General features: G+C 63.4%; 22 protein-coding genes. 13 read left to right on the top strand and 9 right to left on the bottom strand.

The features are described from left to right. Window positions 1-2 precede the first annotated feature (2 nt). From OKA05_RS22875 to OKA05_RS22860, 4 genes are all read left to right on the top strand, one after another. A complete protein-coding gene (locus OKA05_RS22875) occupies window positions 3-461 on the top strand; it encodes a tRNA (cytidine(34)-2'-O)-methyltransferase (RefSeq protein ID WP_264489528.1) in 459 nt (152 codons plus the stop codon). Between the two features lie 85 nt (window positions 462-546). Continuing rightward, window positions 547-1578 carry a class II fructose-bisphosphate aldolase gene (gene fbaA / locus OKA05_RS22870; RefSeq protein ID WP_264489527.1) on the top strand — a complete coding sequence of 344 codons (1032 nt, stop codon included), beginning with the start codon at window positions 547-549 and terminating at the stop codon, window positions 1576-1578. A gap of 127 nt (window positions 1579-1705) precedes the next feature. Continuing rightward, a complete protein-coding gene (locus OKA05_RS22865) occupies window positions 1706-2272 on the top strand; it encodes a hypothetical protein (protein ID WP_264489526.1) in 567 nt (188 codons plus the stop codon). Window positions 2273-2496: 224 nt separating this feature from the next. Further along, window positions 2497-2778, top strand: a complete 282-nt coding sequence (locus OKA05_RS22860) for a HigA family addiction module antitoxin (protein WP_264489525.1) — start codon at window positions 2497-2499, stop codon at window positions 2776-2778. Window positions 2779-2798: 20 nt separating this feature from the next. Here OKA05_RS22860 and OKA05_RS22855 read toward each other — a convergent pair whose 3' ends face one another. Next, window positions 2799-3341, bottom strand: a complete 543-nt coding sequence (locus OKA05_RS22855; protein ID WP_264489524.1) for a POTRA domain-containing protein — start codon at window positions 3339-3341, stop codon at window positions 2799-2801. Window positions 3342-3599: 258 nt separating this feature from the next. On the opposite strand from OKA05_RS22855, the gene OKA05_RS22850 reads away from it, so the two are divergent. The 7 genes from OKA05_RS22850 to katG all read left to right on the top strand — a co-directional run bounded on the left by OKA05_RS22850 (window position 3600) and on the right by katG (window position 10013). Further along, entirely contained in the window at window positions 3600-4763 is a 1164-nt protein-coding gene (locus OKA05_RS22850) for a benzoate/H(+) symporter BenE family transporter (protein WP_264489523.1), read from the top strand. Between the two features lie 31 nt (window positions 4764-4794). Next, entirely contained in the window at window positions 4795-5568 is a 774-nt protein-coding gene (locus OKA05_RS22845; RefSeq protein ID WP_264489522.1) for a dienelactone hydrolase family protein, read from the top strand. A gap of 41 nt (window positions 5569-5609) precedes the next feature. Then, window positions 5610-6185 (top strand): heme-binding protein, encoded by a 576-nt coding sequence (locus OKA05_RS22840; protein ID WP_264489521.1) that lies wholly within the window; start codon window positions 5610-5612, stop codon window positions 6183-6185. A gap of 130 nt (window positions 6186-6315) precedes the next feature. Continuing rightward, window positions 6316-6468 (top strand): hypothetical protein, encoded by a 153-nt coding sequence (locus OKA05_RS22835; RefSeq protein ID WP_264489520.1) that lies wholly within the window; start codon window positions 6316-6318, stop codon window positions 6466-6468. Between the two features lie 168 nt (window positions 6469-6636). Further along, a complete protein-coding gene (locus OKA05_RS22830; protein ID WP_264489519.1) occupies window positions 6637-7218 on the top strand; it encodes a hypothetical protein in 582 nt (193 codons plus the stop codon). Between the two features lie 11 nt (window positions 7219-7229). Further along, window positions 7230-7604: a hypothetical protein gene (locus OKA05_RS22825; RefSeq protein WP_264489518.1), complete on the top strand. Its 375-nt coding sequence runs from the start codon at window positions 7230-7232 to the stop codon at window positions 7602-7604. A gap of 174 nt (window positions 7605-7778) precedes the next feature. Further along, the gene (gene katG, locus OKA05_RS22820; RefSeq protein WP_264489517.1) at window positions 7779-10013 is read left to right on the top strand and encodes a catalase/peroxidase HPI; all 2235 of its coding nucleotides are present in this window, start codon (window positions 7779-7781) and stop codon (window positions 10011-10013) included. Between the two features lie 84 nt (window positions 10014-10097). Here the strand turns inward: katG and OKA05_RS22815 are convergent, their stop codons facing one another. From OKA05_RS22815 to OKA05_RS22780, 8 genes are all read right to left on the bottom strand, one after another. Then, on the bottom strand, window positions 10098-10760 hold the full coding sequence (locus tag OKA05_RS22815) for an HAD family hydrolase (protein ID WP_264489516.1): 663 nt from the start codon (window positions 10758-10760) through the stop codon (window positions 10098-10100). Window positions 10761-10795: 35 nt separating this feature from the next. Then, window positions 10796-11134, bottom strand: coding sequence for a hypothetical protein (locus OKA05_RS22810; protein ID WP_264489515.1), 339 nt, complete (start codon window positions 11132-11134; stop codon window positions 10796-10798). Window positions 11135-11205: 71 nt separating this feature from the next. After that, on the bottom strand, window positions 11206-12114 hold the full coding sequence (locus tag OKA05_RS22805; RefSeq protein WP_264489514.1) for an endonuclease/exonuclease/phosphatase family protein: 909 nt from the start codon (window positions 12112-12114) through the stop codon (window positions 11206-11208). Between the two features lies 1 nt (window position 12115). Then, window positions 12116-12415, bottom strand: a complete 300-nt coding sequence (locus OKA05_RS22800) for a winged helix-turn-helix domain-containing protein (RefSeq protein WP_264489513.1) — start codon at window positions 12413-12415, stop codon at window positions 12116-12118. Further along, window positions 12412-13038: a hypothetical protein gene (locus OKA05_RS22795; RefSeq protein ID WP_264489512.1), complete on the bottom strand. Its 627-nt coding sequence runs from the start codon at window positions 13036-13038 to the stop codon at window positions 12412-12414. The genes OKA05_RS22800 and OKA05_RS22795 overlap by 4 nt, the downstream gene beginning before the upstream one ends. An 89-nt stretch (window positions 13039-13127) precedes the next feature. Next, entirely contained in the window at window positions 13128-16013 is a 2886-nt protein-coding gene (locus tag OKA05_RS22790) for a M12 family metallopeptidase (RefSeq protein ID WP_264489511.1), read from the bottom strand. Between the two features lie 32 nt (window positions 16014-16045). After that, window positions 16046-16321 carry a hypothetical protein gene (locus tag OKA05_RS22785; protein WP_264489510.1) on the bottom strand — a complete coding sequence of 92 codons (276 nt, stop codon included), beginning with the start codon at window positions 16319-16321 and terminating at the stop codon, window positions 16046-16048. A 59-nt stretch (window positions 16322-16380) separates the two neighbouring features. After that, a complete protein-coding gene (locus tag OKA05_RS22780; protein ID WP_264489509.1) occupies window positions 16381-17058 on the bottom strand; it encodes a rhomboid family intramembrane serine protease in 678 nt (225 codons plus the stop codon). Between the two features lie 149 nt (window positions 17059-17207). Here OKA05_RS22780 and OKA05_RS22775 point away from each other — a divergent pair, with 149 nt between their 5' ends. Both OKA05_RS22775 and OKA05_RS22770 read left to right on the top strand, forming a co-directional pair. After that, entirely contained in the window at window positions 17208-17717 is a 510-nt protein-coding gene (locus OKA05_RS22775; protein WP_264489508.1) for a TlpA family protein disulfide reductase, read from the top strand. A 98-nt stretch (window positions 17718-17815) separates the two neighbouring features. Continuing rightward, window positions 17816-18598 (top strand): DUF4328 domain-containing protein, encoded by a 783-nt coding sequence (locus OKA05_RS22770; protein WP_264489507.1) that lies wholly within the window; start codon window positions 17816-17818, stop codon window positions 18596-18598. The last annotated feature ends 10 nt before the right edge of the window (window positions 18599-18608 follow it).

The raw sequence follows: 18608 nt of genomic DNA, 5'->3' as shown, positions 1-18608 counted from the left end.
CCATGTATCACATCGTCCTCGTCGCGCCCGAGATCCCGCACAATGCGGGTGCCGCCGGGCGGTTGGCCCTCGCCACCGGTGCGCGGCTGCACCTGGTGAAGCCGCTCGGCTTTTCGCTCGATGACAAGCACGTCCGCCGCAGCGGGCTCGACTACTGGCAGGACGTGGATCTGCGGGTGTGGGAAAGCTTCGCCGACCTGAAAAACGAGGCCGATCCCGCGGCGAATTTCTGGCTGCTGAGCACCAAGGCGACCCGCGCGCACTGGGATGCGCCCTTCCGGGGCGGCGACTACCTCGTCTTCGGCTGCGAGACCCGCGGCCTGCCGGAAGCCATGGTGTATGGGGCTGGCGAGCAGGCGATCCGGATCCCGATGGCCCCCGGCGGCACCCGCAGCCTGAATCTCTCCACCGCCATCGCCATCACGGTTTACGAGGCGGTGCGGCAGGACCGGACGTGGTAACCCGCCCGCTGGCACGCCCCCTGCGTACTGCATGTCCCGATCCAGCCTTGCTTCGGGAGAAATCGTCCTTTACCCCGCACCCCTCATGCCCGTCGCTACTCCTGCCCAATATCGCGCGATGCTCGATGCCGCCCAGAAGGGTGGATACGCCTACCCGGCCATCAACGTCACCTCGCTCCCCACGATCAATGGTGCCCTGCGCGCCTTCGCCGAGGCCAAGTCCGACGGCATCATCCAGGTTTCCACCGGCGGCGGCGAGTTCGCCTCCGGCACTTCCGTGAAGGACGCGGCCTTCGGCGCCATCGTGCTGGCCGAAGCCGTGCATCGCCTGGCGGAAAAGTACGACGTCCTCATCGCCCTCCACACCGACCACTGCCACCCAGCCAAGGTCGAGGGCTTCCTGAAGCCGCTCCTGCAGGCCTCCCGCGAGCGCATCGCCGCCGGCAAGGGCCCGCTCTTCCAGAGCCACATGTTCGACGGCTCCGTCGTCCCGCTCGACGAGAACCTCAAGATCTCCAAGGAGCTGCTCAAGGAGTGCGCCGAGCTCGACATCATCCTCGAAGTCGAAGCCGGCTGCGTGGGCGGTGAGGAAGATGGCCACGACACATCCGGCCTGCCCCACGACAAGCTCTACACCACGCCCGAAGACATGGTGGAAGTCTACGAAGCGCTCAACCCGATCGGCCGCTTCCTCTTCGCCGCCACCTTCGGCAATGTCCACGGCTCCTACAAACCCGGCGCAGTGAAGCTGAAGCCCTCGATCCTCCGCGATGGCCAGAAGGCCGTGACCGACAAGTATGGTGCAGAAGCCGAGATGGACCTCGTCTTCCACGGCGGCTCCGGCACCTCCGAGAGCGACCTGCGCGAGACCCTCGACTACGGCGTGGTGAAGATGAACATCGACACCGACACCCAGTACGCCTTCACTCGCCCGATCGTGACGCACGTCTGCCAGAACATCGAAGGCGTGCTCAAGATCGACCACGAAGTCGGCGACAAGAAGGCCTACGACCCGCGCTCGTATCTCAAGAAGGCCGAGCTGGGCCTCTGCGAGCGCATGAAGGAAGCCTGCGACGACCTCCTTTCCAGCGGCAAGACGATCTTCGGCACGGTCTGATCGACCGACATCAACCTGTTAGCGAGAGGCGGCCTTTCCGAATGGGAAGGCCGTTTCCTTTTGAAGAACGTGACATGGTCGTCTGCCCGCATGGACAGCCGCCGTCTGATTAAGCTATCAGCATGCCGTGAATCTTTCCGCCTACCAACGGCACGTGATCGGCTTCCATGGCTGCGATGCAAAGGTGGCCTCCGAAGTGATCGAAAAAGGAATTTCGTTGCGCCCTAGTGAAGAGACCTTCGACTGGTTGGGAAGCGGCATCTATTTTTGGGAACATGGCCCCGATCGGGCGTTTGAATGGGCAAAGGAAAAGCAGAGCCGGGGAGAAATCGAGAACCCGGCGGTCGTCGGTGCCTTGATCCAACTTGGAATCTGCTTTGACCTCCTCGACACCCACTACACCCGGATTCTTGGGCCGGCGTTCAAAGAATTAGAAACGGTGATGGAAGAGACCGGGGGAGTGATCCCCGAAAACCGCGGAGGAGATGATCTTTTACGAAGGGAACGCGACTGCATGGTTCTCAACTGGACTCTGGAACGCTTGAAAAGAAACGGACAAGAGTTCCATACGGTTCGGGGAATGTTTCCCGAAGGTGCCAAAGCATTCGAAGGTTCGGGAATACGGCTGAAGTCCCATATTCAGGTCGCAGTCCGGGAACCGTCTTGCATCATCGGTTATTTTCGGCCTACTTGAATCTGTGAACGGACCCGTCGGCCAATCTTTGGACATCGGAGCGCTTTGGGACAAGACTGCCGAGCGCTTGCGCAACATGACGCCCGATGAACGACGCGATACTCTGGTGACGTCCGGGATCCTCACCCCTGCGGGCCGGGTGAGAAAGCCTTACCGACGGGTGGTGCAGTTTCGTAAAAAGCCCAAGGCCTGATTCCCGGTGCCCTTGATGCACCATGAAAACCATGCCCTTACCCAACGCCTTTGCGGAGACCCTTCGCGAAACCTTGGAAGAATGGCCGGTGAACCAGAAGGAAGTCTCGCAGGCTACCGGGATTCCCGTGGCGCGGCTTTCCGAAATGAAGAGCGGAAAGCGCCGCTGCACCCCGGAGTACGACCTCCGGCTTTCCCGCTACTTTTCAATGGAGCCCGGCTTCTGGATGCGCCTCCAGCTTCACTACGAAATGCAGCGAGCCGGGCTTGAGTTCGGGAAGCTCATCGAGTCGGAAGTGAAGCCGGCGGCGTGACGGACCACGAGTTGATCCCATCAGCCGGGACCCGGGCCTTCCTCGATGATGAAGATCACAACGCCCGATTCGGACCTATGGATAACCCGCGTCCCGGGGTATCCGCGGGCTTGGTAGTAGGCTTCGATTCTCCTCGCTGCGGTGGTGAGAATGGGACCGTCGATTTTTTGCCCCACGCGTATGCCGGTTTGCTTCGCGAGACGCTGGTCCGAGAAGACCGTGTTCCCGGCAAATCCCGAACAACAAATCGCGCCGCGCGTTTGGACTTTGAAGACCACCTCAACTCCGATTCTTTTCGGCTTCGCGAGCACCCGCACGTCATTGACCAAACCGCTCTCGTAGAGCGCCTTGATGTCATTGTCGACCCGATCGCTTTTGTAGACAGACCCGGCTGTGGTCCCGATGTGGGTCCGTAGCCGCGCTTCTTCAACCGTCCTCGGCCCGTGGTAGCGGATGGCTACTTTTGAAACCGCTTTTCCTTCCACGTCTTCGACGCGAACGGGTGCCGCGCAGCTACCGAGGCCAAAGATGACAAGAAGCAGGAGACGCCAGCTGCGTTGCATGGTCCTTCCGCTAGCGGGCCATCGTTGTCCCCGCTCGACAAAATAGCGCTGCCGGATGCCGGAGAATCTGGGAATTCCTCGTAGCGGAACCGACTTCGTCGTTCCGGCGGGGTGAGGCCACCAAGCGGATCGGAGCTTTGATTCCCGGTCCGGTCCGCTCCCAGCCAGAACGACGAAGTCGTCCCGCTACAAATCCTCTCGCTTCGCGGCGGTTGCGGGGGGCGGGCGAATCGGGTTCCCTCGCCGGGCCGCCACACCATGTTGAAGGACTTTTCGCTCTCCGCCCTCGTCACCGGTTTCGTGTCGGTGCTGGTCGGTTTCACCAGCTCGGTGGCGATCATTTTCCAGGCGACCCAGAACCTTGGCGCGACCCCGGAGCAAACGGCCTCATGGCTGTGGGCGATCGGCATCGGCATGGGCGTGCCGAGCATCGTGATGTCGCTGGCGACGCGGAAGCCGATCCTGATCGCGTGGTCCACGCCGGGTGCGGCGGTGATCGGTGCGGCGGCCGCGGCGGGGCACCTGACGATGCCGCAGGCGATCGCGTGCTTCCTTTTGAATGGCGTGCTGATCGCCATCGCGGGCTTCAGCGGCGGCTTTGAAAAAATCATGAACCGGCTGCCCCTGCCGCTCGCCTCGGCGCTACTGGCCGGGGTGCTGGCGAGGTTCGCGCTGGATGCCTTCGTGGCGATCCCGCGGAACCCGCTGCTGGTCCTATCCATGGCCGCTGCCTACGTGCTCGGCCGGCGCTTCTGGCCACGAGCCAATGTGCCGGTGATCCTGGTCATTGGCGTCGCCATCGCCGCCGCGCAGGGGCTGCTTCACATGGAGCTGGTGCCGTGGAACATCACCACGCCGGTGTGGGTGACGCCGGAATGGTCGGTGCCGGCGCTGATCGGCACGGGCATCCCGCTGTTCATCGTGACGATGGCGTCACAAAACCTGCCGGGCATCGCGGCACTCCGTGTGGGCGGCTACGAGGCTCCGGTCTCGCGGATCATCGGCTGGACCGGCGTTTCCACCTTCCTGCTCGCGCCTTTCGGGGCCTTCGGAATCAATCTGGCAGCGATCACCGCGGCCTTCTGCATCGGGCCGGAGGCGCACCCCGACCCGCGACGCCGCTACTGGGCACCGGTTTCCGCGGGCTTTTTCTACCTGCTGGTCGGCCTCTTCGGCGCGACGGTCGCCGGTCTGTTCGCCGCCTTTCCGAAGGAACTGGTGCTCGCCGTGGCCGGCCTCGCGCTGCTGACGACCATCGGCAATGCGCTTTCCGCCGCGCTGGCCGATGAAGGCTACCGCGAGGCCTCGGTGATGACGTTCTTCGTGACGCTGTCCGGCATCACCCTCCTCGGGATCGGCGCGGCCTTCTGGGCGATCGTCGCCGGGGCGATCGTGCTGGCATTCCGACGGAAGGCCGTTTGACAGCGCCGCCCGACTCGCTTTGCTGGTGAAGATGAAATCGCTCTTCCTCTCCCTCCTCGCCATGGGTTCCGCCTCCGCCGCCTTGATCGAGAAGTCCGTCGAATATGAGCACGATGGCGTGAAGCTCGAGGGCTTCCACGTTTACGATGACGCCGTCGAAGGCAAGCGCCCCGCAGTGATGGTGATCCACCAGTGGACCGGCCTGAGCGATTACGAAAAGGAGCGCAGCCGGATGCTGGCGCAGCTCGGCTACAATGTCCTGGCCGCCGACATCTACGGCAAAGGCGTCCGCCCCGTGCCACCCGCGGCCGGACAGGAAGCCGGGAAATACAAGGGCAACCGCGAACTCTATCGCGGCCGCCTGAACGCCGGCCTCGAAGTCCTGAAGAAAGACGAGCGCACCGACACCGCGAAGATCGCCGCGATTGGCTACTGCTTCGGCGGTGCCGGCGTGCTGGAGCTGGCCCGCAGCGGTGCCGACATCGCGGGGGTGGTTTCCTTTCACGGCAGTCTGGATGCCGCTGACGGCATGGCGGCCACGAAGGACGGCGTGAAGGCCAAGGTGCTGGTCTGCCATGGTGCCGTGGATCCCCACGTGCCGACCGAGCAGGTGCAGGGCTTCGGCAAGGAGATGGAAGATGCCGGTGCCGACTGGCAGCTCGTGGCCTACGGCGATGCCGTGCACTCCTTCACCCAGAAGATGGCCGGCAACGACCCTTCGAAGGGCTCGGCCTACAACGAGAAGGCGGACAAGCGCTCCTGGGAGGCGATGAAGTCGTTCTTCGCAGAGATTTTCGGGAAGTAAATCCCGTTTGCGAACAGGCCCGTCCTCGCTTCGTTACAAACGTGAAAAAGCGATTCTTCCCCCTGCTTGTCCTGCTTTCTGCCGGAGGACTACAAGCCGAGCCGGAGCCGGCGAAAGAGCCGGCACCGGTCTACGTGGACGAGGCACCCCTGCCAAAAGGCTGGCCGCAACCTGGTCCGTATGACGAGGTCGTTGAAAAGAAATATCCGGCCTACCGCGCCGCATTCACCGGTGGCAAGGGCGAGACCCTCGCCTTTTGGACGCTTTTCGCCCACATCAAGCGCAAGGATATTCCCATGACTGCTCCGGTCGAGATGGGACTGGATGCTGAAGACAAGCAGGCCTCCATGGCTTTCCTCTATCAGAGCGACGAGGTCGGCAACCCCGGCCAGGATGGGAACAAGGTGGAAGTCCGGGACGTGCCCGCCGCCCCGGCGCTCAGCTATGCTTGGCAAGGGACGGACTCGAAGGAAAATATCGCCAAGGCAAAGGCGGCATTGGAAGCCTCGCTTGGACAGCGAAAGGTCGAACCCAAGGGCTTCCGGCTTCTTGGTTACAATGGCCCGGGTACCCCGCGCGCCAAACGCACGTGGGAACTTCAAGCTTTGCTGAAGTGACGATCAGCGAAAGGCTGGCGGTGTTGACCGAATTTCATAGAAGCAGCCGGTTTTGCCGCATTTACGAGAAATCCAGCCAAGGGAAGCTTTCCCAAGCTGAAGTAGAACAGATTCTCAGCGAACTCGACGCATGAAAAAGACCGAGATGAAGGACGTCCTCCGCGAGGTTCGCTCCGTTGAACGCGGTGAAACCGCCCCCGCCTGGGTTCGCGAAGTCACGCGTTTGCCCGACGGCACCCTCCGTCGTGTTGCGATCGATCCCGAGACGTATCGGCGCAAGTAGGCGCGGGGTGTGGAAGGCAAAGACCGGGGCCGGTTGAAGTTGGTGGAATGGGCGCGTCAATGGCAAGGTAACGCTGGACGTCTTGGCCTTCCGCCTCCTCCCGGTTTCGAATTGCCTCAACCGTACCAAGGCTGATAGGAGCGTGATTGCAGGCTGTCGCAGACGATCATGAGCAGTGGAGAAATGACACGTCAGATTCCTTGGATCTCAATGGGACTCTTATTGATCCTGATCGTCTTTACTCCATACGCGATGGGCTTCCGGCCTTACCCGGATTTTGCGTCCAGTGACTCACTCCAGCCACAGCGTGCTGGACTGATCCTACTGGGACTGTCGGCTGCAACGATCGCCCTTTTCGAGCTATTGGCAAAATGCTGTCACAATCGAACAGACGCCATCGGGCTTGCGCCGTTCGCGGCCGCATTTTTGGCCTGCGCCGTCGTTGGATGGAGAAGCTATCCTTACTGGGCAACAGGAGTTTACCAGGTCGATCTGGGCGCGTTTCCCGCAATGGACCAGGATCCAAAGCAAATGATTCCGATGCTTTGGATGGGTGACCTTTGGCGGCTGGTCGTCCTGTTGCTCTACCCCCTGTGCTACGTCGTGGTCCCCGCCCTCTTGATCGCCACCTTCGTAGCATTCCGCCGACGTCGCTACGTTGTCGCCATTCCCTCGGGGGTTTGCACAGGCATCGTTCTGATCTTCATGATGGGCTTTTCACCCCATTACCTCTCGTGGCTCATGGATTAGATATCCGAGGCATGAAGTGGCCCTTGAAGCTCTTTCTCGTCGCGGTCCTGTTAGTGCCCGCGGTGATCGCTGCGCTTTTGATCCCGAAGTTCCGGAACATGAAAAGCGAGTATGGGACTGTGGAGGCGATTCGCGATCTCCAGGAGTTCGTACGGCGGCACGATGGCAGATGGCCCGCCTCTCCCGCAGACCTTGGCGGCAAATATCCGGTTGGTGGTAAAGTAGTCATCGACTACGCGATGACATCCACGCGTTTGGTCGAAGATCGCGCCCTTCTCCGTGAGGCCGTTCGCCCCCGGTCGGGCAAATTCTATACTTATCCTCATTACCAGAAGCGGCTCGATGAGCTTCACGACACCCTCCGGGAAGCCGCCAGAGGCTATTGATTGTAGGATAACGCTCCCGAAATGCCGTTGCGTTCTTGCTGCCCGGATCGGGAGGTGCTTGGTTCGTGATATCGTCCCGATGAGTCCTCGCGGCCGCACCGAAGTCGTTGTTAGCCCCTGAGGAAAGCCCCTCCCAGCACCACCGCACCATTCACGTCCCGAAAGGAAAGTTCCATGTCCACCGAAGCGAAATGCCCGTTCCATCACGCCGCCGCCTCCGCCGGCGGCACCACCAACCGCGACTGGTGGCCGAGCCAGTTGAAGGTCGAACTCCTGCACCAACACTCTCGCAAGTCCGACCCGATGGGCTGCGACTTCGACTACGCGGCGGAGTTCAAGAGCCTCGATCTGGCGGCGGTGAAGAAGGACCTCGCGGCGCTGATGACCGACTCCCAGGATTGGTGGCCTGCGGACTTCGGTCACTACGGCCCGCTCTTCATCCGCATGGCGTGGCACAGCGCCGGCACCTATCGCACCGGCGATGGCCGGGGGGGTGGCGGCCGGGGGCAGCAGCGCTTTGCCCCGCTCAACAGTTGGCCGGACAACGTCAGCCTCGACAAGGCCCGCCGGCTCTTGTGGCCGATCAAACAGAAATACGGCCGCAAGATTTCATGGGCTGACCTGATGATCCTCACCGGCAACGTCGCGCTTGAGACAATGGGCTTCAAGACCTTCGGCTTCGGCGGCGGACGCGAGGACACCTGGGAGCCGGATCACGACGTCTACTGGGGCACCGAAAAGACCTGGCTGGGTGGCGACGAGCGCTATGCCCGCGGTTCCGAAGGCGTCGAGAAAGACGGCGGCGTGCTCGTGTCCGACGACAATGCCGACGGTCGCATCCACTCGCGCAATCTGGAGAACCCGCTGGCCGCGGTGCAGATGGGGCTGATCTACGTCAACCCGGAAGGTCCGGACGGCAACCCCGACCCGGTGGCCGCGGCGCGTGACATCCGCGACACCTTTGGCCGGATGGCGATGAACGACGAGGAAACCGTAGCGCTAATCGCCGGCGGCCACACCTTTGGCAAGACCCACGGTGCCGGCCCGGCAGACCATGTGGGACCGGAGCCCGAGGCAGCCGGACTCGAAGCGCAGGGCTTCGGTTGGAGCAACAGCTTCGGCACCGGCAAGGGCGGCGACACGATCACCAGCGGCCTGGAGGTCACATGGACCCAGACGCCGGCGCAATGGAGCAACTACTTCTTCGAGAATCTCTTCGGCCACGAATGGGAGCTCAGCAAGAGCCCGGCGGGTGCGCAGCAGTGGGTGGCGAAGGGGGCCGCTGCGACGATTCCCGACGCGCACGATCCCTCGAAGATGCGCGTGCCGACGATGCTGACCACCGATCTCGCGCTGCGGGCCGATCCGGCTTACGAAGCGATCTCGCGGCGCTTCCTGGCAAACCCGGAGCAGTTCGCCGACGCGTTCGCCCGGGCGTGGTTCAAGCTGACGCACCGCGACATGGGCCCACGGGTCCGCTACCTCGGCCCGGAAGTGCCCGCCGAAGAACTCATCTGGCAGGATCCCATTCCGGCGGCGGATCAGCCGTTGATCGATGCGCAGGACATCGATGCGCTGAAGAGCAAGATCCTGGCATCGGGCCTTTCGGTTTCGGAGCTGGTATCGACCGCTTGGGCGTCGGCTTCCACCTTCCGCGGCTCCGACAAGCGCGGCGGCGCGAATGGAGCGCGGATTCGCTTAGCCCCGCAGAAGGACTGGGAAGCCAACAACCCGGCCCAACTGGCGAAGGTTCTAACAGCGTTGGAAGGCATCCAGGGTTCCTTCGGCAAGAAAGTCTCGCTGGCCGATCTGATCGTGCTGGGCGGCTGCGCGGGCATCGAACAGGCCGCGAAGAATGCAGGTCACACCGTCGCGGCTCCCTTCACGCCGGGACGCATGGATGCCTCGCCGGAACAAACGGATGTGGAGTCGTTCGCGGTGCTGGAACCGATTGCCGATGGCTTCCGCAACTACCTCAAGGGCTACTACTCGATCCCGGCTGAAGTGCTGCTGATCGACAAGGCCCAACTGCTCACCCTGACCGCGCCCGAGATGACGGTGCTGGTGGGCGGCCTGCGCGTGCTCGGTGCCAACGCCGGTGCCGCCAAGCACGGCGTCTTCACCACCCGGCCCGAGGCATTGACCAACGACTTCTTCGTCAACCTGCTGGACATGGCCACGGAGTGGAAGCCGGTCTCGTCCGATGCCGCGGAATTCGAAGGCCGCGACCGCAAGACCGGCGACCTCAAGTGGACCGGCACCCGGGTCGATCTTGTCTTCGGGTCGAACTCCCAGCTCCGGGCCTTCGCGGAAGTCTACGGATGTGCGGACTCGCAGGAGAAATTCGTCCGCGACTTCGTAAAGGCGTGGGACAAGGTGATGAACCTTGATCGCTTCGATCTCGGCTGACTGCCCGAAAGCAACATAAGGAGTGTCGACATTCTGTCGACACGGCGTGGACAGAATGTCCACGCTCCTTATGACTCTCGCCAACTACCAGAGATCTCGTAGGAAGGCCGCATCCACCGTCTCGAGTGACGTTTGGATGCGGTCTGGCTCTTCCTTTGCCAACGATTCCGCCGGATGCGTGGTGGTGACGGCCACTGATTTCATGCCGGCGGCTTTCGCGGCGCGGATGCCGACGTGGGCATCCTCGATGACCACGCACGATGCGGGATCGGCACCGAGCTTGGCGGCGGCTTTCAGGAAAACCTCCGGGTCCGGCTTGCCCCGCGAGACGTCTTCCGACGCGGCGATGTCATTGAAGAATGGCGCAAGCCCGGTGAGTTCCAGCACGCACTCGACATTCGCCCGCGGCGTGGAGGTGCCGATGGCGCAGGGAATGCCCTCGGCCTTCAGGTTTTCTAACAGAGTGACCACGCCTGGCAGCGGCTCGATGCCGACAGCACGGAGGATTTCGCGGTAAAGCACCTCCTTGCGGTCGCCGAGCTGTTGGATGTGTGCGCGGTCATCTTCCTTCGCCCAGCCGAGGAAGGGCAGGATGCTTTCATTCCTCTGGCCGAAGGTGGAGACGAAGGTCTCACGGGTCAGCGTCTGGCCAAGCTCGTCCGCGAGCAGGAACCAGGAACGCTCGTGGGCTTCGTGGGAGTCGATCACCACGCCGTCGAAGTCGAAGATCACCGCGGAAAGGGGCATGCGCGGAGGATGCCGCGATGCCCGATAGATGCAAGCTAGCGCGGTCCTCGCTTGGGCGGTCCCGGCTTGGGAGGCGGAGGGAAAGCAAGGGCACCGTCGATCTTCCCATCTTCCGCATCGATCTCGCGGACAAAGGCCTCCAGCTCCGCCCCATCCACGACCTTGCGATCGATGAGAAAGCGGGTGAGAGCGGTCACCGCCAGGCGAAGCTCGCCATTCTGGCGCTTGAGGCGGTCGATCTCCATGGTCGCGTTGAACAGCTTCCCACTGCTCTCGGCCTGTTTCATCGCCTGGGACTTCAGAGCCGAGCGGTGTTCGTCGATGGAGAAGCTTTGGCTGAGGTCGCCGAAGAAGATGTCGGTGAGAAGTCCCATGTGCCGATCATCGCGCAAGCGACGTCGCTGCCGCCAGTTGAATTCACGAGTCCGATTCCCATGGCATGGGATCAGCCCCCACCGAGCCGGCAAGTTACCATGGCGTGGTCGGAACCGTGGCGGGAACGTTCCGTCCAGAGCGCTTTCCATCCCGACCCGAGCCAGACGTGGTCCAGCGTCAACAACGGCAGCCCGTATGCCCACGTCTCGCGGAAGCCGCAATGCGGGCCATCGTTTGCCAGAGTGAATCCTTGCTCATGCCACGTGCGGAACCAGCGCGATTCCGGTGGCGTGTTGAAGTCACCGAGAACAATGGCCCGAGGATCCCCGACAGCAGCTTTCAGAATACCGGCCAGCGACGGCTCACGCGAAATCCACGGCTGCGAGCGGACATCGGCCACGACCACGTTCAGCTCGCCATGGCCGGGCAGCATGACCTTCACCCGATGGCAGCGGAAGAGGTCGTGCACACCGAGCGACTCGTGGGAGAGAATCTTGCCACGTACGCCAAGCATCGTACTTGTGTCGAAGCGTCGCCACTCGTGGTCGGGATTTGCCGCAGTGAAGCGCTTCCATTCGTCGGCACCGAAGTTGCCGCACTCGACCACGGCGGATAGATCGGACTGCCCGACGGCTGGCCACGCCGCGGGATTCGCGTCGAGACCACGACCGGCATTCCATACTGAAACGGTGAGCGATCCCGCGGGAACCACCGGCACATCGTCGAGACGACACGAATGCCAGCCTTCTAACAGCGAAACGAAAACGCAGGTCGCCGCCATCACCCGGAAGCCCCAGTGCTTGAGCACGCTCACCGCGAGCACTCCCGCAATCAACCGCAGCAACCAAGGCGTCGCATAGAACAAGGTCGCGGTGAGGGCCGTGCCATCCTTGCCGCGACACAACAGGCCGACCCAGGCCATTGCGAGACCGCCAGCGGCCACGCCACGCAGGATGCGCAGCCGTCGCTCCCGCGTCATTTCATTTCCCGAGGTTGAGGATCTGCTCGAGGATGCCGAGGTAGTCCTCGAAGGCCTTCCGGCCCGGCTTGGTCAGCGTGTAGAGCGTCTGCGGGCGGCCATCGCCCGTGTGCTTCTCACCGGAAATGTAACCGGCCTGCTCCAGCGTGCGGAGGTGCGTGATCAGGTTGCCATCGCTCATGTCCAACTCGCCCTTGAGGTCCTGGAACGGCCACGGCTCCACGCGGGAAGCGAGCAGCGTCATGATGCCGAGCCGCCCCTTCTCGTGAATGGTCTTGTCGAGTTTGGAGAAGTCGATCATGCGCCCGGCCCGTCGCGGCGAGTGGTAGTGACGATGGCGGCCCCGTAAAGCAAGTGGAAGCCTCCAAACGTGGCCGCCATCAGCCCGGAGGGACCCATGCGAATCAGCAGCGGACTCATCGATTGGACGAAAGTGGCGGCCGAGAGCGCGACCAAGCCGGTGACCATGAAGGCGAGTCCCAGCCAGATCATCGACTTCGGCGCGAATTCGCGGATGGCGAGCAGGGCGAGACCATAGTGAAGGATCCAAAAACATGCGGCCATGATCTCGGCCCCTTTCCCACCCCCTCGCAGAAAGAGCAGGCCCACGAAGCCGCCGGCAACCAACGACGGCAAGGCCCCGCGCAAGGCGACCTTCAAGCCGTGCGACCACAGCGGCCGCTGGTGCACGTGCGCCACTCGCAGAAGTTGCCAGAGCGCGAACAACAGCACCACCGCCAGACCACCGAGCCAGACGTTTCCCCACCTCCAGCCGGCCTTGCCTTCGGAAAGCCAGCCTGCCGCGAGCGACATCGCCCCGCCCAACAAAGCCGCCTCGCCGGAGAGCGCGCGGAAGATCGTCGCGCGTTCCATCATGGTGCGGATCACGCGCAACTGCTCGGCGGCTTCCTGGTGGGTCGTCATGCGCCTTGCTTTGCCATGCAAAGCGGCCGGTTCTCAAGCGTTCTTCACCGGGACGGCGGAAATTGTTCCTTTTGACGCTCCCGGTGGGGCTATGGCCCGGTGATTACCCGGAAGAAACGTCTCGGTCCGGAAGCGGGCAGGGTGACATCCATCGTCCCACCCGTGCCATGCAGGTGCATCGCCTCGGAAAGCCACGGGCCGCTGGGGGTTACGGCGGCATCGACGCGATAGGTCTGCCCGGGAACCGAGGGAAACGACACGACGAAGCTTTCACCACTGCGCTGGCCGGTGGCGAACAAGCGGCTCGCCGGATCGCGCGGGGCGGTACCGGCGAGGTACTCGTCGAGATTGGAGAAGCCGTCGGCGTCGAAGTCGTCTCCGGCATCGGCGGCATTGGCGGAACTCAAGCCGGGAATCGTGCTTTCGTAGGCATCCGGGAGGCCGTCGCTGTCGCTATCGGTGGTGGTCACCGTCACGCCATTGGAGAACTCCGAGGTTCCCCCACCGCCTCGCGCCGTCGCGGTGATCACGCCGCCGGCCGGAATGGGCGCGGGAAGTACGAGATCGATCGTAGCCACACCGGCACCGTTCGTGGTGGCGGTGGTGGCACCGAGAAAATGCCGGCCGCTGGAGGGACTCCCGCTTTCCGAGGAGAAGAACTCCAGCTCATGACTGGAGTTCGCCTGGCCGCTCAACGAGCCGGTCACATGGGTCGCCACGCCGAGCGTCGCAGCACTGAGGACCGGCGCGGCTTGGCCGCCATTCGAGCCATCGTAAACCCCGATTCCCTGCCACCCGTTGCCATGGATCGAGTTCCTTGAGAACGCGTGACCCGCGGTGGCGGCGTTGAAGAGCGCGATCCCGCGAGCCGTGTTTCCCGCGATGACATTGGCGGCACCGGAAGCGCTGCCGCCGATCATCGAGACCTGCGCGCCGTTTTGAATGCGGATGCCATCGTCCTGGTTCGACAACGAAAGCGCCCCGTTGGCATCCGGCCCGATGCGGTTGTTGCGCACGATATTCCCATGGGTAGCGGGGTCGGCGATGAGGACGCCGATCACCGCATTGCCGGAGATCAGGTTGCCGCTGCCCGGGCCGTCGCCGAGCCAGTTGCCATTGCAGCCGCCGGTGAGATACACGCCGGCAAAGCCATTCGACAAAGGCGCGGTGCCGGTGACATCGGTGCCGATGAAATTGCCCGCGGCGAGATTGTCCGAGGTGCCGGCATCCGCGAAGGCGAGGCCGACGGTGCCGTTCCCGGACAAGAGATTGCCTTCGATGCGGTTCCCCGTCGCACCTTGATAGACCGCAATGCCGACGAAGCCATTCGGCAACGCGGCGGTTCCGGCGGCATTCGTTCCGGCGCGGTTGCCTTCGACGAGATTGCCGGTGGTGCCGCTGCCGGCGAGGCGCAGGCCTTCGGAAACGTTGCCGGAGAAAACATTCCCGGAGATGAGATTGTCCGCGGCTCCATTGATGATGTTGGCCCCCGCGAAACCATTCGGCACGGCGGCATTTCCCGAGAAGTTGGTGCCGAAGCGGTTGCCGCGCACGACGTTGTCCGAGACGCCGGCTCCGGTAAGCCACAGGCCGGCGGAAACGTTTCCCGAGATCAGATTCCCCGCCGCGGCGCTGCCGATCGTCTGGTGATGCGCGCCACCGGTGACGATCACCCCGCCGGAGCCGTTCGCCACCGCCGCGGTCCCCGCGGGATTGGTGCCGATGGGGTTGCCCAGCACGCTGTTGCCCGCGGTGGCACTGCCTGACATCCAGACGCCGTATTCACCGTTTCCAGAGAGGACATTGCGGTCCGCTGGAGCAGTTCCACCGATCGTGTTGCCGCTCGCGCCATCGCTGAGCTGGATCCCTTGCTTCACGTTGGGCGCGGCGATTCCCGCGGCATTCAGGCCGATCCAGCAGCCGGAGACGACATTGCCGGTGGCATCGGGCAGCTCCATCACGATGCCGCACCACGGGAAACGGATGATGCCGAGCCCTTTCACCCGGCAAGCCGACTCGCGGATCAACAGGCCCGGGGCGTCTCCCGACTCGATCGGCATGGCCGAGCCATCCAGAAAGACAACCGGCTGGCCCGCGAAGCCGGGCTGTGTGGTGGCGTCGATAACGAGGCCATCGGTCGCCAGCGGCGGGAGGAATGAGGTCGGCTTGATCGTGAAGATGCCCGCGCTGTGGCCGGGGTCGCTGGTTGGGATATTGAAGGTGACCGGGGTGCTAGGGTGATCCTGCGCGAAGTAGATCGCCGCCCGCAGGCTGCCCGGCCCGCCATCGGCAGTGGTGGTCACGATCGGCGACGGCGCGACGACCGGAGGCCCGTAGAGAAACGCCATCAAGGCCCGGTCGCCGGGGCTGAGCGCGTAGTTGCCGAGGCGAAGCTGGTATTTCGAGAAACCCGGCTTCACTTGGATCGTGTCCAGCACGCCCGGCGGCACCGACAGCACGTCGCGGCCGTAGTGCATGACGGACTCGAAATCATAGGGCCCGAACGGGGTCATGCCGGCCGCGACTTGGAAAAGGTGCTCGTTGCCGGGGTAAATGTTCTCCTCCAGCACCTCGATGTAGAGGCCCTGATCCGGCCGCTGGTGCTCGTGCTCGAGCCCGAAGGAGTGACCCATTTCGTGGCAGATCTGCCCGCGCCTCAGGCTGTTGATCTCCACGAGTTGCGGCTGGCTGCCGGAGACGCGGTTCGGCCCCTGCGGGTCGTATTTGAAAAGCACGTGCTGCGTTTCCGCCGTCCGCGGGATGAACTGCACGTTCGCCGCCAGCTCGAACTCACGCAGGCCGGCCAAGTAGATCTGGCGCTGCGCGGCGGACAGGCCGGCATCGAAGACATAAGGCACCACGCCCCCCGGCCACGGGACATTGCCGGGAGAGATTGTATTGGGATACAGCCCGCCGGACGCAAGGGTGGCGGACCAGAGAAACAACAATGCAGGAATACCTGCCCGGGGGGTCATGGGGGGATTTTACGGCAACTCGGGCGGGACGTCTATTTCCCACCTTCGTAGCCGGCCGGCCGGCGATAGCCGTCGACATAGCCCCAGATGTAGTCATTGCGGTGGGCGCTGGGCAGGGTGCGATCCTCGTTGATATGCGGATCGTAAGCGTGTCCGTAGAGGCGATCTCCGCTGCCATCGACATGGCCGCGATAGTAGGCGTCGCGCGGGCTGTAGCCCGCGGCCTGATAGCCGGGGGCATAGGAGGTGCAAGACGTGCCAGCAAATGCCAGAATCACGCCCAGTGGGACTAGGATGAACGTTTTCATTGCATTTCCCCTCTAACACCGGAATCGCGACCGGTCGAGGGGCATTTGAAACGGATCTCCTAACGATGATGGGCTCCCCGCGGCTTCGGCGCGGCGAGGGCGGCGAGAAGCAAGCCGCCGACGAAGCCACCGAGGTGGGCGCCGTAGGCGATGTTGCCCGGCTCATGGCTCATCAGCGAGGTGAAGTCGATGATCACCCCGGCCACGCCGATGAGCGCGAGTTGACCGGCCGGAATCGGCCGCGACATCGGCCAGATGTGCGGCTCCGGCAGGAGCCAGCGGGTGGCGAGGCCGAGATAAGCGCCCTCAAAGCCCATTACCGAGCCGGACGCGCCGAGCATGGGAACGGGGTCCCCGGCATTCAGCACCACGTGGAAGATGCTGGCCGTGAATTCGGTGAAGAGGAAAATGCCGAACATCCAGCGGGCGCCGATCAGCTCGACGATGAGCGCGGCGAAGATCCACAAGAACAGCATGTTATACACGATGTGCTCCGGGTCGGCGTGGAGGAAGGCGCAGGTAATCAGGGTGCCGAAGATCTTGAAATCGCCCATATCGGCGGTCCCGGCGCGGAGATCCTGCCAGCTTTCCGTGATGAGAGCGGGCACCGCCATGAAGGGGAGATACCACTCCCGGCCGTGGATCTCCTGAAACAGGAAGATGCCGAACATGACCGCGATCAGCCCGAGCAGCGGACCTTGGGCGCGGAAGAGCTGGCGAACGGCATCGTCTCTCATCGACGGCAGACCATGGGCCGGGGCGATCCGGTCTAGCAAGACCGGGAAACGAAAGCCTCCAGATCGGGTGAAGCCGGAGGAAAAGGCTACAAAAATTTGAATCGATGCCCGGCCGGTGACGTTATAAAGCGTTGAGTCGTCAAAGAACCATGAAAGCAATCCCCGCCCTCGTTGCGCTTATCGCGCTCGCCCTGCCCGCCCTCGCGGACAAGAAAGACAAGGAAAAGGCGTCCGTGCCGGATGCCTCCGTCAGCCAGGTCAAATGGGCTGAAGTCGTCAACGCCGCCCCCTTCGACAAGGAAGCTCTCGCTGGCAAGGTCGTCGTGGTGGAAGAATGGGGCGTCAATTGCGGCCCCTGCATCGCCAGCCTGCCGGACATGGCCAAGCTCGCGAAGCGCTATGAAAAGAAGGGTCTCGTGGTCGTTGGCCTGGAACGCCAGGGCAGCACCAAGGAAGACATTCTCAAGGCCATCAAGCCGGCCCGTGTCGACTACCCGGTGATGGCCGGCGGCAGCGGTCCGGTGCCCAGCGACGGCATCCCCCACGCCATGGTCTTCGGTGCCGATGGCAAGCTCGTCTGGCACGGCCACCCTTCTGACGGCGAATTCGAGGACGCCGTGAAGGACGCCCTCAAGGCCGTGGCCAAGCCCGCCAAGTAATCCCGCCCCTGCTTTTCCCAACGCCGCTCCGGTCCTGCCGGGGCGGCTTTTTTTTCGCCATCAGGTCCGGATGCTGTTGGGATGTGCGGTCGCTACCCATGACTTCCGGCCCCGAGAGCAATCCTTACCAACCCCCGGCGTCCGACCCGACTCCGCCGGAAACCCCGGCCAGCACCTCCGCGGAACAGAGGCCAGACCTCCGCATCAAGGATCCTCGCAACTGGGGCTGGGCGACGATCTCTTTCATCTGGCTGAACTGCCTGACCATCACCCTGCGGCAAGTCCGCGTCGAGCATCCGGCGTGGCTGGTCTTTCTGGCGCTCGCCGTGGCACTGACTCTCCTCTGCGCGATCGTCAGCTACATGTTGTGGCTTTTCCGGGTCGCGGTGAATGCCCAGATCATCAGTCCGAATAGCGGACCCTCGCCGGGCTGGGCCATCGGATGCTACTTCATTCCCTTCGTGAACTGGCTTCTCCCGGCCATGGTCATGAAAGAAATCGCCGATGCGAGCTTCCGGGGGAAACCCCACAAAGGAACCGGCTATCTCGTGGCGGTGTGGTGGACTTCTTTCATCCTCTTGAATCTGTGCCTGTCGTTTCGGCCCGAGTCCATTTTCGTCCTGATCCTGAGCTGGATCGCCGGCGTCGCGGTCTCATGGCTCATCCTCCGCATCAGCCTGCGGCAGGTGGACCTGCGGGAGTCGGGTCTGCCGAAGGGTCCCCGGCCGGTACTCCTCCCCACTAGCGGGCCACGCCCCGTGGCAGCCACACGCCTGCCACAGCCGGTGCGGAGCGATGCGCCCGCCGGCCGCCCCGGTCCGCCATCCCGGCCCGGCGGCAACGAGGAAACCAGAGGCGTTTCTGGAGCGGAAGATTGGTGACGGCACGCCT

This window comes from Luteolibacter arcticus, from assembly GCF_025950235.1.
GTDB lineage: Bacteria > Verrucomicrobiota > Verrucomicrobiia > Verrucomicrobiales > Akkermansiaceae > Haloferula > Haloferula arctica.
The sequence above is the reverse complement of the archived record's forward strand: the minus strand, read 5'-3'. Positions and strand labels throughout refer to the sequence as shown.

Coding starts and splice junctions, on each gene's coding strand:
- OKA05_RS22875 (WP_264489528.1), top strand. CDS start 3: ATGTATCACATCGTCCTCGTCGCGCCCGAGATCCCGCACAATGCGGGT.
- fbaA (WP_264489527.1), top strand. CDS start 547: ATGCCCGTCGCTACTCCTGCCCAATATCGCGCGATGCTCGATGCCGCC.
- OKA05_RS22860 (WP_264489525.1), top strand. CDS start 2,497: ATGCCCTTACCCAACGCCTTTGCGGAGACCCTTCGCGAAACCTTGGAA.
- OKA05_RS22855 (WP_264489524.1), bottom strand. CDS start 3,341: ATGCAACGCAGCTGGCGTCTCCTGCTTCTTGTCATCTTTGGCCTCGGT.
- OKA05_RS22850 (WP_264489523.1), top strand. CDS start 3,600: ATGTTGAAGGACTTTTCGCTCTCCGCCCTCGTCACCGGTTTCGTGTCG.
- OKA05_RS22845 (WP_264489522.1), top strand. CDS start 4,795: ATGAAATCGCTCTTCCTCTCCCTCCTCGCCATGGGTTCCGCCTCCGCC.
- OKA05_RS22835 (WP_264489520.1), top strand. CDS start 6,316: ATGAAAAAGACCGAGATGAAGGACGTCCTCCGCGAGGTTCGCTCCGTT.
- OKA05_RS22830 (WP_264489519.1), top strand. CDS start 6,637: ATGAGCAGTGGAGAAATGACACGTCAGATTCCTTGGATCTCAATGGGA.
- OKA05_RS22825 (WP_264489518.1), top strand. CDS start 7,230: ATGAAGTGGCCCTTGAAGCTCTTTCTCGTCGCGGTCCTGTTAGTGCCC.
- katG (WP_264489517.1), top strand. CDS start 7,779: ATGTCCACCGAAGCGAAATGCCCGTTCCATCACGCCGCCGCCTCCGCC.
- OKA05_RS22815 (WP_264489516.1), bottom strand. CDS start 10,760: ATGCCCCTTTCCGCGGTGATCTTCGACTTCGACGGCGTGGTGATCGAC.
- OKA05_RS22810 (WP_264489515.1), bottom strand. CDS start 11,134: ATGGGACTTCTCACCGACATCTTCTTCGGCGACCTCAGCCAAAGCTTC.
- OKA05_RS22805 (WP_264489514.1), bottom strand. CDS start 12,114: ATGACGCGGGAGCGACGGCTGCGCATCCTGCGTGGCGTGGCCGCTGGC.
- OKA05_RS22800 (WP_264489513.1), bottom strand. CDS start 12,415: ATGATCGACTTCTCCAAACTCGACAAGACCATTCACGAGAAGGGGCGG.
- OKA05_RS22795 (WP_264489512.1), bottom strand. CDS start 13,038: ATGACGACCCACCAGGAAGCCGCCGAGCAGTTGCGCGTGATCCGCACC.
- OKA05_RS22790 (WP_264489511.1), bottom strand. CDS start 16,013: ATGACCCCCCGGGCAGGTATTCCTGCATTGTTGTTTCTCTGGTCCGCC.
- OKA05_RS22785 (WP_264489510.1), bottom strand. CDS start 16,321: ATGAAAACGTTCATCCTAGTCCCACTGGGCGTGATTCTGGCATTTGCT.
- OKA05_RS22780 (WP_264489509.1), bottom strand. CDS start 17,058: ATGAGAGACGATGCCGTTCGCCAGCTCTTCCGCGCCCAAGGTCCGCTG.
- OKA05_RS22775 (WP_264489508.1), top strand. CDS start 17,208: ATGAAAGCAATCCCCGCCCTCGTTGCGCTTATCGCGCTCGCCCTGCCC.
- OKA05_RS22770 (WP_264489507.1), top strand. CDS start 17,816: ATGACTTCCGGCCCCGAGAGCAATCCTTACCAACCCCCGGCGTCCGAC.